Below are 15664 nucleotides of genomic sequence, written 5' to 3'. Positions count from 1 at the left end.
CACGCCGGCGACGACGGCCCCGTCGTGGGCGCGCGTCAGGTCGGCGGCGAGGAGGTCGATCTCGTCGGCGTCCTCCGGCGGGCCGCCGCGCGGCGTGCGCCGTGGTGGAGCCTCGCCCCGGCGCAGCGCGTCGACGAGGGCGGGCAGTTCGGCCTCGCGGCGCGCGGTGCCGCGGCGCAGGACGCCGATCCGCTCGTGCACCGACCGGGCGGCCCGGCCTGCGGCGACGGCGGCGATCGCGATGCCCGCGAACGTGACGGCGAGTGCTCCGGCGAGCACGGCCCACAGGACGGGACCGGGACGCGCGCCGGTGGAACGCACGGTGAAGAGCACGGCCGCGCCGGCGCTGAGCGCGACCGAGGTCGGCGGCAGCACCGCCAGGCTCAGCAGCTGACGCCGTAAACGGGTCTCGGGCAGCGAGGGGACGGTGCGGGTCACCGGCCGCCCGTGCCGCCCGCCCTCACGGCGGTCTGCGCGGGCGGCCGGTGCACGAAGGTGAGACATCTGTTCCTCGTACGGGTCCGTCGGGCCTGTGTACTCGCGCCCGGGGCGCGAGCGGGCATGCGCCATCGCTGTGCCGGTCGACAGCGGCCCGTGCATGGCTCCGCGTCGCCCCACGGACACTCACAGTAGTCACCAACGCGTCAAGCGAAGGGGACAGTTGACGAAATCCCCCAGGAAGCGTCCCGCTCTGGTATGAGCGTCCGCACGACAGAGCGAGCATCCGCGCCGCCACGCATCCGTGAACCGAAACACATCGATCCCGCCCGGTCGGAAGCCGTCACAAGCCATCACAAACGGACGGCGGGTCACGACCTGGGATCGGCGATCGGACCGGGCTCGTAGGAGTGGCGCTGTGCCAACTGCGGTACGGACTGGACGGCGCGCAGGGCGGCCGGGGGGTAGCCGTCGCGGTGGGGCGGTGTGCCGCCGCCCGCCGCCCATCCCGCCGCCGGGCGCCCGCGGGACGGTTCCGCCCCCGGGCGGACGCCGGTGGTCAGCAGGCCGAGTTCCGCGGCGCGTACCCCCGCCTGGAAACGGGACCTGGCGTCGAGGAGTTCCATGATGGTGGCGATGTGCCGGCGGTAGGTGCGCACGGAGATGGACAGCTCGCGGGAGGCGGCCTCGTCGGTGGCCCCGGTGTGGAGGTAGTGGAGTATCTGCTGGACGAGCTCGACACGGGCGTGGGCGCCGAGGCCCGCCCACGCGGTGGCGTCGACGGCATGGCCCCAGACGGTGTCGAAGAGGGTCTGGCCGCACTGGGTGACGGAGGACGCCCGCAGGACGGACGCCTGGCGCTCGCGAGCCATCTCGGTGCACACGAGCGCCGTCCGGCCGTCGGCGATCAGGGCCGTCATCAGCGGAATGCGGGCGATGCGGACGGCCTTGCGTCCTCGCCGGGCGAACTCCCGCACCAGGTCGTGGTCGAGCGTGGCACGGGTGCACAGGATCCGGATCCGCAGCGAGTCACGGCCGAGCAGCAGTTCGCGCAGCATCGCGTCGACGGCCTCCGCATGGGCAGGTAAGGCGACCACGGCGTCGACCGTGCGTCCGGCCCCTTTCGCCAGCTCCGCGGCGGCGGCCAGGATCTCGGTGTCGACCGGCTTCAGGGCGGTGGCGAGCGGTGCGCGGGACGTCCCGTCCGGGTGCTCCTGGTGCTTCGCCACCGTGGAGAGGATCAGGGAGTGCACGTCCCGGAGGGTCCTGTCCATGTCGTGCCGGCCGGTTCCCTCCCCGTCGGCCCTCCCATGGTCATGCGACCTTCGCCCGAACTCGTTCCGCATTCCTCACCCCGTCTGGCCGGATCTGGCTGCGCCTGAGTGCTCGACCGCGTGGCGTTGGGCATGCCTGGTGAAGGCCGCGCCCGCGCCCCGATCGCGCACTGCCGGCCGCCGGGCCGCACGATGGGGACGGCGGGCGCCGGCGGTTTGGGCGCGGGTCCCCCGCCCTCATGGGACGTGGGGGCCCACCTGGGACACGTTTGATCTGGATGGGACGCTAGTTCCGCGACATGTTCCACGTCAACGGGCCCTGGAACAAAGAAACTTCTGCCAGCAAGTAAACCGCCGGAGACGGGTCGGGGCGCCTCTCGGCTCCCCCTCCGGAGCTTCCTCCGTCACTCCTCCAGTCGGATCGCCTGGGCCGGGCAGACCGCGGCGGCGCGCCGGACGTCGTCCGCGCGGTCGGCGGGCGGGGTGTCGTCGAGCAGGACGGCGGTGCCGTCCTCGTCCCGCTGGTCGAACACGTCGGCGGCGGTCAGCACGCACTGGCCGGAGGCGACGCACGTGCCCTGGTCGATGAGAACCTTCATGACTTCCTCCTCGCAACGCCCTCGGGGCGCGGAAAGGGCCGATCCGTGCGGGGGCGGCGTCACCGCCCCACGGACGTCACCGCCCCACGGACGTCACCGCCCGCGCACAGATCAGCCCGCGGCCACCGGCTACTTGCCGACCGCCGCCTCCATCTCACGCACCAGGCTGAGCGGCCGCATGTCGGTCCAGTTCTCGTTGACGTACTCCAGGCACGCCTCCCGGGTGTCCCGGCCGTGCGCGACCGTCCAGCCGGCCGGAACCTCGGCGAAGGCCGGCCAGAGGGAGTGCTGCCCCTCGTCGTTGACCAGAACGTAGTACTCGGCGTCGTTGTCCTCGAAAGGATTGGTGCTCATATGCCCTTCTCCATCCTGCGCTGCGGTCCGCCTGAACCGGGTTGTGTCCATTGGGGATTGCGGGAATCCTTCGTATCGGGTTTTTCGATCCTCCCTGGGACGGTCGGATTTCCGGCGGGACAATCCGCCGGGAACGTCAGAGCCTGACGGGAAGCGCGGCCGGCGACCTGACGAGCAGGGCGGGCTGATAGCGCAGTTCCGAGGGATGCACGGCGAGACGGGCATCCGGGAAACGTTCGAAGACGCGCCGGATCGATATCTCCGCCTGGGCGCGGGCCAGGTGCGTTCCGATGCAGTAGTGGATGCCGTGGCCGAAGGTGAGGTGCACGGGCTTCGGCCGGTCGATGTCCAGTTCGTCCGGCCGGTCGGGGAAGGCCTCCGGGTCGTGGTTCGCGCTGGCCGGGGAGAGCATCACGATCTCGCCCGCCGGAATCGTGGTGCCCGCGATCTCGACGTCCTCCAGGGTCAGCCGCTGAAGGGTGTACATCATGGGGCCGGCGAAGCGGATCAGCTCGTCGACCGCCTGCGGGATCCGGTCGGGGTCGGCCTTGAGTCGCCCGGCCTGCTCGGGGTGGGTCAGCAGCCCCACGAAGCAGCCGGTCACGAGCGCGGTGGTGGTCTCGTTGCCGCCGGTCATCAGCGCGAACGCGGTGGAGAGGATCTCCTTCGGGGTCAGCAGCCTGTCGCCCTCGGCGTGCACCATCGCGGAGACGAGGTCGTCGGTCGGGTGCCGTTCCTTCTCCGCGATCAGATCCGTCATGTACGCGGACAGTTGCCTGGTGTGCTCGGCCAGGACACCGGTCGGATCGGCGGCGTCGGTGGACCGCATCGTGTTCGACCAGACCTTGAACTGCCGCCAGTCGGAGGCCGGAACGCCCAGCAGCTGGGCGATGGCGATGATCGGCAGCGGCTCGGTGAGACCGGCCAGCAGGTCCGGCTGCGGCTGCCCGGCCAGCTCGTCGAGCAGCTCGTCGACGACCTTCTCCAGGCTGGGGCGCATGTTCGCGACCCGCTTGGGGGTGAAGGCGAACACCAGCGCCTTGCGCAGCCGGGTGTGCCGCGGCGGGTCGGAGTTGGCCAGGTGATGGGTGATCTCGTCGGCCGGTTTCAGCTCCTTGCCGATCTGCCGGCCGAGCGCCTGGTACAGGTTCCCGATGTCCCGGCTCATCCGGGGGTCGGCCAGCGCGTTGCGGACGTCCTCGTACCGGGTGACCACCCAGGCCCGCGCCCCGTCGGGCGTCTCCACCATGGCCACCGGCTGCTCGGCGCGCAGCGCGGCGAAGGTCGGAAACGGGTTCTGGGTGTATGCGTCACTGAACATCCAGTACTTCGAAAGCGCTCCGCCGGCTGCCATCGATGCCCTCCCTGCGGTCGTCCGGTGGGCCTCCGCCCTGCTCGCGGGGCACGTCCGGCCCACCAGCCTGGCCCCGCCCGGCGCGGTAGTCAGCGCTGATGTGGAATCTTCGATGTGCCGCTCCGGGACGGGCCGCACATGGCTGATTCGAATTCTTCGTACCGGTCTGGTGAACGCCGGTTCACCCCGGCTACGTTCACCGAGGCGTGTGAGTGATGCGCCGAATTCCACCGCGAATTGCCAGTACGAGTGCGGAACTTCCGTGCCGGCCTTGGTGATCGAACTCGTCCATTCCATGCGCGGCCCGTTCGGGCCGGCGTCACCATCACGAGGGAGCAGGAGCGATATGACGACCTCTGCGGAGAGCATGTCCGAGAAAATCAAGGAAATCGTCTGCGACATTCTCGAGCTCGAGGAGGACGAGGTCACCGAGAGCAGCCTGTTCAAGGAGGACCACGGCGCCGACTCGCTGCGCGCGATCGAGATCCTCGCCGCCCTGGAGAAGCACTTCCACGTCGTCATCGACCAGGCCGAGCTGGGCCGCATGGTCAACCTCAAGGGCGTGGAAGAGGTCGTCGCGGAAGCCGCCGGCAAGTAGTCACGACCGAGCGGTACCACCGCGGCACCGCCGATCGAAACCGGACGGAGAGACCATGCGTGCAACTGCAACCAGCAACGGGTCGGCACCACCAGCGCATCGCGTGGTCCTGACCGGCTTCGGAGTCTTCTCGAGCATCGGTGTGGGCGCGGTCGAGTTCGCCGAGGGGCTGCGGGCCGGGCTCAGCGGCGCCAAGCCGATCACCAGGTTCGCGACCGAGGGGTTCGCCCACGCCAACGGCTGCGAACTGGTCGGCTTCGAGCCGAGCCGGTGGATCCGCACCCTGGACATCGACGAACTCGGCCCGGCCACCCGCTTCTCGGTGGCCGCGGCCAGGATGGCCGTCGACCATGCCGGGCTGAGCGAGGACGTCCTGCGCGGACAGCGCGGCCTGATCTCCATCGGGTCCACCGACGGGGAATCGCACGACCTCGACCGCCTGGTCGAGACCGAGATCGAGCACGGACCCGAGAAGATGGACCCGCGGGTGGTCCGGCGGGTCCCGGCGAGCCGGCTGGCCACGGCCGTCGCACACGAACTGGGCCTGGAGGACGTCGAGGCGGTCACCATCCCCACCGCCTGCGCCGCGGGCAACTACGCCATCGGCTACGGCTACGACGCGGTGCGCACCGGCGAGGTGGAGTTCGCGCTGTGCGGCGGCGCGGACGCGATGTGCCGCAAGACCTTCGCCGGCTTCTACCGGCTGGGCACGATCGCCCCGGACCGCTGCCGGCCGTTCGACAAGGACCGCAAGGGCATCCTGACCGGGGAAGGCGCCGGCGTACTGGTCCTGGAGAGCCTGGAGTCGGCACTGCGCCGCGGTGCCACCATCCACGCCGAGGTGCTGGGCTACGGGCTCAACTGCGATGCCGACCACCCGGTCGCACCCAACCAGGGCAGCATCGCCCGCTGCATGGAACTGGCCCTGAACAACGCCGGGGTGAAACCGTCCGAGGTCGACCTGATCTCCGCGCACGGAACCGGCACCAAGGCGAACGACGTCACCGAGACCCGCGCGGTCCGCGACGTCTACGGCGAGGAACCGCCGCGCACCGTCTCGCTGAAGTCGATGCTCGGCCACACCATGGGCGCCGCCAGCGCGCTCGCCGCGATCGCCTGCGCCCTGGCCGTCGAGGGCGGGTTCATCCCGCCCACCATCAACCACCGGGAGACCGACCCCGAGTGCGAGGTCGACTGCGTGCCCAACCACGCCGTCGACGCCGACCTGAGGATCGTGCAGAACAACGGGATGGCCTTCGGCGGCAACAACGCCGTCGTGATCCTCGCCAAGTACGAGGAGCAGGACTCATGACCCGGCCCGTCGTCGGTGTCGGCGCGGTCGCGAGCATCGGCCGCGACCCGTCCGAGCTGTTCGAGAGCCTGTGCGCCGGACGGAGCGGACTGGCTCCGCTGCGCGGCTTCGACCGGTCGAAGTTCAAGGCCGGTCACCTCTTCGAGATCGACGACCGGCCCGCGCCGGGCGTGGACGTGCCGGGCCGGGCGACCGCGTTCCTGCTCGACGCGGTCGGGCAGGCGGCCCGCGACGCGGGCCTCGGCGAGGATCTGCGCGACGTGCCGATCCTGGTCGGCACCGGACTGCGGGAACTGCGGTCGCTGGAGCTGTGGTGGCGCGACGGCGCCGCGTTCGGGGCCGGTCAGATGCACTTCGGCACCGCCCTGCGGGAACGCTTCGGCGCGGTCGACACGCACACCTTCTCCAACGCCTGCTCCGCCTCGCTCTACGCGCTGGCACTCGCCGTCGACCAGTTGGAGAGCGGCGCGGTGGAGCACGTGATCGTGGCGGGCGCCGACTCGATCACCGAGAGCATGTTCGGGCTGACCGACGCCTTCCAGCTGGAGCCGCCCGGCCGGCTCAGACCCTTCGACGTCGACCGCAAGGGCACCATTCTCGGCGAGGGCGCCGGCGCGATCGTGCTGGCCCGCGAGGCAGACGGCCACCGCCGGGTCCACGGCCGGGTGCGCTCGGTCGGCGTGAACTGCGACGCCCACCACACCACCGCGCCGCTCCAGGCCGGGGTCGCCGCCGCGATCAGGCAGGCGCACCGGCGGGCCGGGGTGAAACCGGAGAACGTGGACCTGGTCATGCTGCACGGCACCGGCACCCCGCTCAACGACGAGGTCGAGGTGCGGGCCCTGCGCGAGGTCTTCGGCGAGCACGAGCGGGTGCCGCTGGTGACCGCCGTCAAGTCGATGACCGGGCACACCGCCGGGTCGGCCGGGGTGCTGAGCCTCATCACGGCCCTGCGGACCATGTCGACCGGGCGGATCCCGCCGGTGACCGAACTCGACGAACCGACCGAGGACGTGAGCGCGTTGCGGCTGGTGCACACCACCGAGGCCACGGGCCGCGTCGAGGTGGCGCAGGTCAACGGCTTCGGCTTCGGCGGACTGAACGCGGTGGCCATCGTGGAGGCGGCCCGATGAGCGAGTTCCCGAGGATCGTGGTCAGCGGTGTGGGTCCTGCCCTGCCCGGGGTGGCCGGCACCGAGGACCTGGTGGCCGGGCCGGAGTTCCCTGCGGAGCCGGTGGACCCGGCCGCACGGCTCGGCAAGAAGGGCCTGAAGTACAAGGACCGCGCAACCCGCCTCGGTCTGTGCGCGGCCTTCGCCGCACTGTGCGACGCCGGGCTGCGGGACGCGGACGGCCCGCTGGTCGAGGGCGACGGCGTCGGTGTCGTGGTGGCGTCCAACTACGGCAACGCGGACACCGTCTGCCGGGTGGTCACGACCATCGCGGCCGAGACGACCCGGGGCACGAGCCCGATGGACAGCCCCAACGCCTCCAGCAACATCGTCGCCTCCGAGATCGCCATCCGGTTCAAGCTGGGCGGCCCGAACCTGACCGTCTGCAACGGCGACTCCTCGGGGCTGGACGCCCTGCGCTGGGCCGCGGGCATGCTGGGTTCCGGCCGGGCCGAGCAGGTGCTGGTCGTCGGGGTCGAGCCGGACAACGAGGTGGTGCGCGCGCTGGTCGGCGCGGACCGGATCGTGGACGGGGCCGTCGCGGTGGTCCTGGAGCGTGCCGGGACCGCGCGGGCGCGCGGCGTGCGGCCGAGGGCCCTGCTGGGCGGCTTCGTGCGCACCGGCGGCGTCGAGGAGTGCGTCGGACGCCTGGACGCGCTCGGCTCGGGCGTCCCGGCCGGCTGGTACCCGCCGGAGACCGCCGACGGCACCGAACCGCCGGCGGGGCTGCTCGCCGGGGTTCCCCGGCACCGGATGCCCGACGGCTGGGGCGTGCTCTCCGGTGCGCTGGGCCTGGCGCAGTGCGCCGCCGCCACCGGCCGGTTCGACGCGGGCGAGCCCGGCCCTCTGTACGCGCTGGCCGGGCGCGGGAACGACGGCGTGGCCGGGGCCCTGCTGCTCGCCCCCGGAGACGCCCGGTGAGCCGTGACCGGCCGCGGTCGCCGGGCCGGACCGGCGCCGCGGCGTGCACGGTGCACCGCAAGCGGGCCACGGGCGGTACGCGCGCCCTCCTGCTGCACGGACTGGCCAACAGCTCCTCCGTGTGGGACGAGTTGGCCGGGCACGAGACGGGCGGCCTGGACCTGTGGGCCGCCGAACTGCCCTGGGGCGGCGGGGGGTCGCCGGACTGGGCCTACGGCCAGGACGCCTCCCGGGCGGTCGCGGACGCGCTCGGACAGGTTCCCGGCGGCGCCGGCGTCGTCGTGGCCCACTCCTTCTCCACCGTGCTGCTGCTCGACCTGCTCAGCGAGGAAGTCGCCCGGGGCGGCGACCCGTTCGCCCGCCACGGCATCGAGGGCCTGGTCCTGGTGTCGCCGTTCTACCGCCGTGATCCGGAGAGTTTCGAGTACGGCGTCGTCGGCGACATGCTGGAGAACTTCCGCCGCACCATGGAGGAGGGCATCCGCGTGGTGGCCGGGCCCCGACTCGACCCCTCGCTGCGCCGCGACATGGCGCAGCGGGTCTGCGAACGGGTCGGTCCGTACGGCTACCTGAGCTTCTTCCGCAGCTATCTGCACACGCCGTGGCTGCGCACCGACCTGATCACGGTGCCCTGCCTGGTGATCGGCGGGGAGGACGACTTCACCGCCGTCCCCGCCGAGAGCACGGCACTCGCCGCCGCTCTCCCCGACGCCCGCTGCCGGTTCATCCCCGGGGCCGGCCACTTCCCGATGGTGGAGCGGGCGGACGCCTTCTCCGCCGCCCTCGGGGAGTTCCTCGACTCGCTCGGCCGCACCGCGCCCGCAGCCGTCGACCAACCCGCTTGACAGAACAGGAGCCTGCGCACCATGACGTCCCCCATCAGCAGCGTCCCCGAGCCGACCGAGCAGTCGTTGAGCGACTTCCTCGACGCCACCGGCCACTTCTCGCTGCGGCCGTCCTACGAGGGCGGCAACATCAGCACGACCATCGGCTTCAAGCACGTGCACTACCTGCTCGAGGCCGCCGTGCTCGAGCACTTCCGCGCCGCCGGTCTGGGCGCCACGACCCTCTACGTCGAGTACGGCGTCGGCTTCGACGTCGTCTCCGTGGACACCCGGCTGCACACGGTGCTCACCCTGGACGACACGGTCGCCGTCGAGGTCAAGCCGGTCACCAAGGACTCCGGCACCCGGCTGCGTTTCGCGCTCACCGGGACCGTGGAGCGGGACGGGGCGCCGCGCAAGGCGGTGACCAGCAAGTTCGAGGTCGCTCTTCGGGCCATCGAGCATGTGCCGGACCCCAAGCCGCTGCCCGAGCGCCTGACCCGCTTCGTGGTGCCCCGGCTGGGACAGGCGACGCCGAGGGAGCTCACCGCCGTCCCGGTGGACAACATCGACCTGTCCGCGCAGCGCGGCGTCACCACGCGCTCCGGCGACCCGGTGCTGGCCGAGCTCATCGGCGACGACAACGCCTTCGGCTGGAAGTGGCGAGTGCCCTACTTCTACTGCCACTTCACCAGCCACATGCAGATGTCCGGCTTCCTGCGCCAGATGGAGGAGGTGCTGCACCTGTTCGTCGCCGACCGGGGGATCGCCATCCAGCGCCTGCTGGACGAGCGCAACTGGATCCCGGTGGTGACCAAGTGCGACATCGAACTCACCGACGAGGTGCGGATCGAGGACGAGCTGTACACGGTCTTCACGGTCGAGGACGTCTTCAAGGCCGTCCTGTTCACCGCCCGGATGGACTGCTACGTGGTGCGTGACGGCGCGCTGGTGCCGGTCGCCACCGGACGCATCACGCACGGCTACGTCACCAAGGAGTCGCCGGAGCGCGACTGGTCCCTGGTCACCTTCGACGACGAGGTGCTGGCCGCGCTCGGCGGCAAGACCCCCGCCGCCGGCTGACCTGACCCGGCAGAAGGAGCTGTTGCCATGAGCAGCGACACCATGGGCGCCGTCCGCGGACCGGTGATCACCGCCTGGTCGGCGGTGTCCCCGTTCGGGATGGGGCGGGCGGCGTTCGTCGAGGGGATGCACGACGGCGGTGAGACCGCCGTCCGGATCGACCGCGAGCAGTGGCAGGTGCCCGACGAGCGGGCCAGGCTGGTGCCCGGGTTCAGCCCGCGCGCGGCGCTGGGCCGCAAGGGCACCCGCTCGATGGACCGGGTGACGGGACTCGCGGTCAGCGCCGTCGGTGCGCTGCTCGACGACGCCGAGCGCAACCGCGAGGTCGCCACCGGGGAGCGCGGGGCGGTCGTGCTCGGCACCACCACCGGCAGTGCGCAGAGCATGATGGACTTCACCCGGGACTCGCTGACCGGGGAGAAGCCGTACTTCGTCGACCCGGCGCAGATGCCCAACACGGTGATGAACTGCGCGGCAGGACAGTGCGCCATCCGGCACCGGATCAAGGGCCCGAACGCCACCATCGCCGGCGGCCGGCTGTCCGGGCTGCTCGCGTTGAACTACGCGCGCAGACTGCTCGGCGCCGGCCGGGCCGAGGCGGTGCTGTGCGGCTCCGCCGAGGAGTACTCCAACGAGCGGGCCTGGCTGGAGTGGCACACCAGGGGGGACGAGGAGAAGCAGGCGCTGCTCGGCGAGGGCGCCGGCATGCTGCTCCTCGAGCCCGAGGAGTCCGTCGCCGCCGAGCACGTGCTGGCCGAGGTGCTCGCCGTGGAGAGCGGCGTGTTCGCCGAGGGCCGGCTGCCGACGGTGCTCAGCTCCTGCCTGCGCCGCGCCATGGACCGCGCCGGGGTCGACCCGTCGCAGGTGTGGGCGGCCGTCCCGTGCGGCGCCGGCGACGCGCTCGGCGCACGGGAACGCGGTGTGCTGGCCGAGGTGTTCGGCGCCGAGGCGCTCGAACCCGTGCGGAACACCGCCCTGTTCGGGGACGCGTCGGCTGCGTCGGTGAGTCTTCAGATCGCCTCCGTGCTCGCGGTCGCCGAGCGGACGCCCGGCGTCGCCGGGCGGGTCGCGGTGGTCACCGCGGTGGAGCGCGACGGCACAACCGGCTGCGCCCTGCTGCGGCTGCGCTGAGCACCGGGCCGTACCCGGAGCCGACCGGGCCCCGTACCCGGAAACCAATCGAGCGGAGGAGAGCGGTAGTCATGACGGCACAGCCCACCGACAAGCTGGACAAGGAAGAACTGCGGCGGACCCTCGCCGATGTGATCGACGTCGACGCCACCGAGATCGAGGAGGCCACCGACTTCGTGGAGGAGTTGCAGGTCGACTCGCTGCTCCTGCTGGAACTGGTCGTGGTGCTGGAGAAGAAGTACCAGGTCAAGTTCAGCGAGGAGGAGATGCGGACGGCCCGCACCTTCAGTCAGGCGCGCGCACTGCTGGAGAGCAAGCTGGCGGTGTCGGCGTGAGCGCCACCGCGCCCGAGGCGCCCGCCGGGCCGGTGACCCGGGGCTCCTTCGCCCCGAGGCCGTCCCCGGTGGACGCCGGGATCGAGGTGACGTCGGTGGCCCGGTCCGGGGCGGCCGGAGGGGACGGCCGCGTGCTCAGCGCGGTGGCCACCGTCGTGATCGACGGGGCGGAGCCCGTCTTCGCGGGCCACTACCCCGACTTCCCCATCTTCCCCGGGGTGTGCGTCGTCGAATGCGTTCTGCGCGGCGCGCTGGCGGTCGCCGAGCGGTCCGGGATGCCCGAACCCCGGCTGCTCGCGGTGGAGTCCACCCGTTTCCTCGGCGCCGTATACCCCGGCGACCTGCTCACGGTGCAGCTGGAGCTGCGCGATCACGAGGGCGGGGTGCGCTGCCGGGCCACGGCGCGCACCGAGCGGGGCGATGCCGCGTCGGTGCGGCTGCGGCTGTCCGGTGAGGTCGCCGTATGAACACCGTCGAGGTCGAACGTCTGCTTCCGCACCGGTTCCCCATGCTCCTCGTCGACCGGGTCCTCGACCTGGTTCCCGGCGAGAGCGTCACCGCGACCAAGGCGATCACCCGCAACGAGCCGTGCTACCGGGCCCTCGGCGCGCACACGGCCGGCGCCTGTCCGGAGTACCCGCAGACGCTCCTGATCGAGTCGTGGGGCCAGACCGCCGGCATCCTGGCGACCTGGCGCTCCCCCGACGAGCAGACCGACCCCCGGCAGACCGACCGGGTGATGCTGCTCGGCGGCCTCTCCGGGGTCGTCTTCCACCGGCCGGTGCTGCCGGGGGACGTGCTCCTGCACCGGGCCCGGCTCTCCCGCGCCCTGTCCGACACCGCGATTTTCGAGGGCGAGACCTCGTGCGACGGCGAGGTGGTGATGTCGGTCGAGCGGATGGTGATGGCCTTCCGCCCCGCCGACGAGCTCCTGCCGTCCACCGGTTGAGCCGACGTACAGCCGACCTACGGCCGACGTACAGCCGACGTACGGCCGACGTACGGCCGACATGGAGGAACGCCTGATGGCACAGGACAACAAGCCGGTCGCGCTGGTCAGCGGCGGCTCGCGCGGCATCGGCCGGGCCGTGGTGAAGCGGCTCGCCGCCGACGGCCACGACGTCAGCTTCTGCTACCAGTCCAACGACGAGGCCGCGACCGCCCTGGAGAAGGAACTCGGTGAGTTCGACGTCCGGGTGCTGGCCCGGAAGGTCGACGTGGCCTCGCCGGATTCGGTGCGCGCGTGGGTGGCCGAGACCCAGGAGACCCTGGGCACGGTGGACGTCGCGGTCACCGCCGCGGGCATCACCCGTGACAACCCGCTGCTGATGATGACCGACCAGCAGTGGAAGGACGTGCTCGCGGTCAACCTCGACGGCACCTACAACGTCTGCCGCTCGGTGGTGTTCGAGATGATGAAGCGCCGTTCCGGCTCCCTGGTGCTGATCTCCTCGGTGGCCGGGGTGCACGGCCACGCCACCCAGTCCAACTACGCGGCGACCAAGGCCGGGATCATCGGCTTCGCCAAGTCGCTGGCCAAGGAGGTCGGCCGCTACGGCATCCGGTCCAACGTGGTCGCCCCCGGGTTCATCGAGACCGACATGACCGCGGTGCTCAGCGACAAGGTCCGCGAGCAGATGCTGGCCTCGATCCCCCTGAACCGTTTCGGCGGCGCCGACGAGGTCGCCGACCTGGTGTCCTTCCTGGCCTCCGAGCGCGCCGGCTACATCACCGGCTCCGTCTTCCAGGTCGACGGCGGCATCACCATCTGAGCCCGCTCCCGACTCCCCCGCCTCCCCCACCGAAGGACCCCGCCATGGCCAAGAAGCCGCCCCGCTGGTACTTCTCCCTGCGCAGCCCGTACTCCTGGTTCGCCCACCACGACCTGAAGAAGCACCACCCCGACGTCCTTGACAGCGTGCGGTGGATCCCGTTCTGGGAGCCGGATGCGCGCAGCGAGGAACTGCTGGCGCAGGCCGGGGTCGAGCTGCCGCTGGTGCCGATGGCGCGGGAGAAGAACTTCTACATCCTCCAGGACGCCCGCCGGCTGGCCGAGGACCGCGGGCTCGACGTCACCTGGCCGATCGACCGGGAACCGGTCTGGGAGGTCGCGCACCTGGCCTACCTGGTGGCCGAGGACGCCGGGAAGGGGAGGGAGTTCGTCGACCGGGTGTACCGCGCCCGCTGGCAGGAGTCGAAGAACATCTCCGACCCCGCCGTGATCGGTGCGATCGCCGGTGAACTGGGCCTGGACGCGGACCGGGCCGCCGGCGCGGCCGACGACCCGGACCTGCGCGCCCGCGGGGTGCAGATCCTGGCCGACTCGGCCAGGGACGGCCTGTTCGGGGTGCCGTTCTTCGTCCACGGCCACGAGAAGTTCTGGGGCGTCGACCGGGTGGCCGGCTTCGTCGCCGCGCTGCGCGGCGTGCCGCTCGCCGCCGTCGCCGTGCCGGACGCGGAGGCGGCCGCGCTGCCTCAGATGGCCGCGGTGGGCGCGGACGCCGGTCACGCCGGTGGCTGCGGCTGAGCCGCCGCCACCGAGACGATCCCGAGGGGACGCGATGAGCGACGAGCACCGACTCGCGGGCGACTGGGACGCGATCGTGGTCGGCAGCGGCATGGGCGGGCTGACCTGCGCCGCGTACCTGGCGGTGGCCGGACACCGGGTGCTGGTGCTCGAACAGGCCGGGGTGCTGGGCGGCAACAGCCACGTCTTCCGCCGCCGTTCGGCCTACGAGTTCGACGCCGGGGTGCACTACATCGGCGACTGCGGGCCCGACGGCGTACTGCCGTCGATCCTGCGGGGACTGGGCCTGGGCGACCGCGTCGCGTTCCGGCAGCTGGACCCGGACGGATTCGACGAGGTCGTCCTGCCCGGGCTGCGGATGTCCGTGCCCGTCGGCTGGGACCGCTATCTCGACCGGCTCGTCGAGGTGCTGCCGGCGGACGAGGACGGGCTGCGGGAGTTCGTGGCGGTGTGCTCGGCGGCCGGCGCGGAGATGCGCTGGACGCTGCTGTCCGCCGTCGGCGCCGACCCGGCCGAGGTGCTGCGCCGCACCCCCACGGCGATGGCCTGGGGCCGCCGTACGCTGCACGACCTGTTCGAGCACTGCGGCCTGTCCGCCACCGCGCGCACCGTGCTGGCCGCCCAGGCGCTCAACTACGGGATCGGCCCGCAGGAGGCCACGGTCGCCATGCACGCGAGCGTGACCGACCACTACCTGCGGGGCGCCGCCTATCCGGTCGGCGGCGGCCAGGTGCTGGCGGCGTCGCTGACCGAGGCGATCACCGGTCACGGCGGCACGGTCAGGACCGGGCACCGCGTGGACCGGGTGCTGGTCGAGGACGGCCGGGCGTGCGGTGTCGTGCTGGACGGCGGGCGGGAGCTGCGCGCGCCGGTCGTGGTGTCCAACGCCGACTATGTGCGCACCGTCCGGGAACTGGTCGGCGAGGAGCACTTCCCGGTGTCGATCGGGAAGCGGGCCCGGACCGCGGTGACGGGCTTCCCCCTGGTGGTGCTCTACGTGGGACTCGACCGGGAACTGCCGGGCAGGACCGGGGCGAACCTGTGGTGGCACGGGAACGCCGACGTCGAGGAGGCGTTCCGCGGCCTTGCCGAGGGCCGGTTCGACGCGCCGTCGTCGGTGTTCGTCTCGTTCGCCTCGCTCAAGGACCCGCACACCGCGGCCATCGGGCCGTCCGGGCACGCCAACTTCCAGGTGATGGCCCTGTGCCCGCGTTCCCTTCAGGCGTGGGGCGCGGCGGCCGCGTCCGAGGACGGCGGACCATACCGCCGTGACCCGGCCTACCGGGCGGAGAAGGAGCGGGTCACGGAGGCGATGCTGGCCACCGCGGAACGCGCGCTCGGCCCCTTCCGCCGGTACGTGACCCATCTGGAGCTGGCCACCCCGGCCACCCAGCGCCGCTACACCCGTTCGACCGGCGGATCGCCCTTCGGGCTGGCCCGCTGGGGCGGCACGGGCGCCCGGCCGGACACCCGCACCAGTGTGGCCGGCCTGTACGTGGTGGGGCAGAGCACCCGCTACGGCAGCGGGATCACCGGTGCCGCCGTTAGCGGCATCGCCGGCGCCGGGCAGATCCTCGGCCGCCCGCTCCTGCCGGAGGTGCACGCGGGCACGGTGCTGGGCGACCCCGGGCGGCTTCCCGTGCGCGGCGCGGACTGGGACCCGCTGCGCCTGTGCGGCGGGTCGGCGCCCCGCGGCAGCCACCCCTGCTGACGGCGGGGATTCTTGGCCGGGGCGCCATTTCG

The 15664-nt window shown here is 72.2% G+C and carries 17 protein-coding genes and 1 pseudogene; 13 read left to right on the top strand and 5 right to left on the bottom strand.

The features are described from left to right. From ACTYVM_RS31785 to ACTYVM_RS31765, 5 genes and pseudogenes are all read right to left on the bottom strand, one after another. Positions 1-504, bottom strand: a pseudogene (locus ACTYVM_RS31785) (hypothetical protein); the annotation flags it as partial. 305 nt (positions 505-809) lie between these two features. Further along, positions 810-1712: a hypothetical protein gene (locus ACTYVM_RS31780; protein ID WP_445529290.1), complete on the bottom strand. Its 903-nt coding sequence runs from the start codon at positions 1710-1712 to the stop codon at positions 810-812. A 404-nt stretch (positions 1713-2116) separates the two neighbouring features. Beyond that, on the bottom strand, positions 2117-2311 hold the full coding sequence (locus ACTYVM_RS31775) for a ferredoxin (RefSeq protein WP_445529289.1): 195 nt from the start codon (positions 2309-2311) through the stop codon (positions 2117-2119). Between the two features lie 129 nt (positions 2312-2440). Next, positions 2441-2665, bottom strand: a complete 225-nt coding sequence (locus ACTYVM_RS31770) for an MbtH family protein (RefSeq protein WP_445529288.1) — start codon at positions 2663-2665, stop codon at positions 2441-2443. A gap of 136 nt (positions 2666-2801) precedes the next feature. Continuing rightward, positions 2802-4019, bottom strand: a complete 1218-nt coding sequence (locus ACTYVM_RS31765; protein WP_445529287.1) for a cytochrome P450 family protein — start codon at positions 4017-4019, stop codon at positions 2802-2804. 346 nt (positions 4020-4365) lie between these two features. Between ACTYVM_RS31765 and ACTYVM_RS31760 the strand changes: the two genes are divergently transcribed. The 13 genes from ACTYVM_RS31760 to ACTYVM_RS31700 all read left to right on the top strand — a co-directional run bounded on the left by ACTYVM_RS31760 (position 4366) and on the right by ACTYVM_RS31700 (position 15632). Further along, a complete protein-coding gene (locus tag ACTYVM_RS31760; RefSeq protein ID WP_445529286.1) occupies positions 4366-4617 on the top strand; it encodes an acyl carrier protein in 252 nt (83 codons plus the stop codon). Positions 4618-4672: 55 nt separating this feature from the next. Beyond that, positions 4673-5929, top strand: a complete 1257-nt coding sequence (locus tag ACTYVM_RS31755) for a beta-ketoacyl-[acyl-carrier-protein] synthase family protein (protein WP_445529285.1) — start codon at positions 4673-4675, stop codon at positions 5927-5929. Next, positions 5926-7062: a beta-ketoacyl-[acyl-carrier-protein] synthase family protein gene (locus tag ACTYVM_RS31750; RefSeq protein WP_445529284.1), complete on the top strand. Its 1137-nt coding sequence runs from the start codon at positions 5926-5928 to the stop codon at positions 7060-7062. The genes ACTYVM_RS31755 and ACTYVM_RS31750 overlap by 4 nt, the downstream gene beginning before the upstream one ends. Further along, positions 7059-8021 (top strand): beta-ketoacyl synthase N-terminal-like domain-containing protein, encoded by a 963-nt coding sequence (locus ACTYVM_RS31745; protein WP_445529283.1) that lies wholly within the window; start codon positions 7059-7061, stop codon positions 8019-8021. Before ACTYVM_RS31750 ends, ACTYVM_RS31745 begins: the two co-directional genes overlap by 4 nt. Then, positions 8018-8866: an alpha/beta fold hydrolase gene (locus ACTYVM_RS31740; RefSeq protein WP_445529282.1), complete on the top strand. Its 849-nt coding sequence runs from the start codon at positions 8018-8020 to the stop codon at positions 8864-8866. Before ACTYVM_RS31745 ends, ACTYVM_RS31740 begins: the two co-directional genes overlap by 4 nt. Positions 8867-8887: 21 nt before the next feature. After that, positions 8888-9928, top strand: a complete 1041-nt coding sequence (locus ACTYVM_RS31735) for a thioesterase family protein (protein WP_445529281.1) — start codon at positions 8888-8890, stop codon at positions 9926-9928. A 27-nt stretch (positions 9929-9955) separates the two neighbouring features. Then, on the top strand, positions 9956-11059 hold the full coding sequence (locus ACTYVM_RS31730; RefSeq protein WP_445529280.1) for a beta-ketoacyl synthase N-terminal-like domain-containing protein: 1104 nt from the start codon (positions 9956-9958) through the stop codon (positions 11057-11059). A 71-nt stretch (positions 11060-11130) separates the two neighbouring features. Continuing rightward, on the top strand, positions 11131-11394 hold the full coding sequence (locus tag ACTYVM_RS31725; RefSeq protein ID WP_400027805.1) for an acyl carrier protein: 264 nt from the start codon (positions 11131-11133) through the stop codon (positions 11392-11394). Beyond that, the gene (locus tag ACTYVM_RS31720; RefSeq protein ID WP_400027803.1) at positions 11391-11861 is read left to right on the top strand and encodes a 3-hydroxyacyl-ACP dehydratase FabZ family protein; all 471 of its coding nucleotides are present in this window, start codon (positions 11391-11393) and stop codon (positions 11859-11861) included. The genes ACTYVM_RS31725 and ACTYVM_RS31720 overlap by 4 nt, the downstream gene beginning before the upstream one ends. Next, positions 11858-12343 carry a 3-hydroxyacyl-ACP dehydratase FabZ family protein gene (locus ACTYVM_RS31715; protein ID WP_445529279.1) on the top strand — a complete coding sequence of 162 codons (486 nt, stop codon included), beginning with the start codon at positions 11858-11860 and terminating at the stop codon, positions 12341-12343. The genes ACTYVM_RS31720 and ACTYVM_RS31715 overlap by 4 nt, the downstream gene beginning before the upstream one ends. A gap of 76 nt (positions 12344-12419) precedes the next feature. Continuing rightward, positions 12420-13166 carry a 3-oxoacyl-[acyl-carrier-protein] reductase gene (gene fabG / locus ACTYVM_RS31710; RefSeq protein ID WP_445529278.1) on the top strand — a complete coding sequence of 249 codons (747 nt, stop codon included), beginning with the start codon at positions 12420-12422 and terminating at the stop codon, positions 13164-13166. A gap of 44 nt (positions 13167-13210) precedes the next feature. Next, on the top strand, positions 13211-13921 hold the full coding sequence (locus ACTYVM_RS31705) for a 2-hydroxychromene-2-carboxylate isomerase (RefSeq protein WP_445529277.1): 711 nt from the start codon (positions 13211-13213) through the stop codon (positions 13919-13921). 34 nt (positions 13922-13955) lie between these two features. Next, complete coding sequence (locus tag ACTYVM_RS31700) at positions 13956-15632, top strand: phytoene desaturase family protein (protein WP_445529276.1); 1677 nt, start codon at positions 13956-13958, stop codon at positions 15630-15632. Positions 15633-15664 lie beyond the last annotated feature (32 nt).

Source organism: Streptomyces cyslabdanicus (assembly GCF_052663305.1).
The sequence above is the reverse complement of the archived record's forward strand: the minus strand, read 5'-3'. Positions and strand labels throughout refer to the sequence as shown.

What these genes read in the sequence shown, in the direction of transcription:
- ACTYVM_RS31725 (WP_400027805.1), top strand. Translation starts at nt 11,131, where the DNA reads ATGACGGCACAGCCCACCGACAAGCTGGACAAGGAAGAACTGCGGCGG.
- ACTYVM_RS31770 (WP_445529288.1), bottom strand. Translation starts at nt 2,665, where the DNA reads ATGAGCACCAATCCTTTCGAGGACAACGACGCCGAGTACTACGTTCTG.
- ACTYVM_RS31780 (WP_445529290.1), bottom strand. Translation starts at nt 1,712, where the DNA reads ATGGACAGGACCCTCCGGGACGTGCACTCCCTGATCCTCTCCACGGTG.
- ACTYVM_RS31745 (WP_445529283.1), top strand. Translation starts at nt 7,059, where the DNA reads ATGAGCGAGTTCCCGAGGATCGTGGTCAGCGGTGTGGGTCCTGCCCTG.
- ACTYVM_RS31700 (WP_445529276.1), top strand. Translation starts at nt 13,956, where the DNA reads ATGAGCGACGAGCACCGACTCGCGGGCGACTGGGACGCGATCGTGGTC.
- ACTYVM_RS31705 (WP_445529277.1), top strand. Translation starts at nt 13,211, where the DNA reads ATGGCCAAGAAGCCGCCCCGCTGGTACTTCTCCCTGCGCAGCCCGTAC.
- ACTYVM_RS31760 (WP_445529286.1), top strand. Translation starts at nt 4,366, where the DNA reads ATGACGACCTCTGCGGAGAGCATGTCCGAGAAAATCAAGGAAATCGTC.
- ACTYVM_RS31775 (WP_445529289.1), bottom strand. Translation starts at nt 2,311, where the DNA reads ATGAAGGTTCTCATCGACCAGGGCACGTGCGTCGCCTCCGGCCAGTGC.
- ACTYVM_RS31715 (WP_445529279.1), top strand. Translation starts at nt 11,858, where the DNA reads ATGAACACCGTCGAGGTCGAACGTCTGCTTCCGCACCGGTTCCCCATG.
- fabG (WP_445529278.1), top strand. Translation starts at nt 12,420, where the DNA reads ATGGCACAGGACAACAAGCCGGTCGCGCTGGTCAGCGGCGGCTCGCGC.
- ACTYVM_RS31735 (WP_445529281.1), top strand. Translation starts at nt 8,888, where the DNA reads ATGACGTCCCCCATCAGCAGCGTCCCCGAGCCGACCGAGCAGTCGTTG.
- ACTYVM_RS31755 (WP_445529285.1), top strand. Translation starts at nt 4,673, where the DNA reads ATGCGTGCAACTGCAACCAGCAACGGGTCGGCACCACCAGCGCATCGC.
- ACTYVM_RS31750 (WP_445529284.1), top strand. Translation starts at nt 5,926, where the DNA reads ATGACCCGGCCCGTCGTCGGTGTCGGCGCGGTCGCGAGCATCGGCCGC.
- ACTYVM_RS31765 (WP_445529287.1), bottom strand. Translation starts at nt 4,019, where the DNA reads ATGGCAGCCGGCGGAGCGCTTTCGAAGTACTGGATGTTCAGTGACGCA.
- ACTYVM_RS31730 (WP_445529280.1), top strand. Translation starts at nt 9,956, where the DNA reads ATGAGCAGCGACACCATGGGCGCCGTCCGCGGACCGGTGATCACCGCC.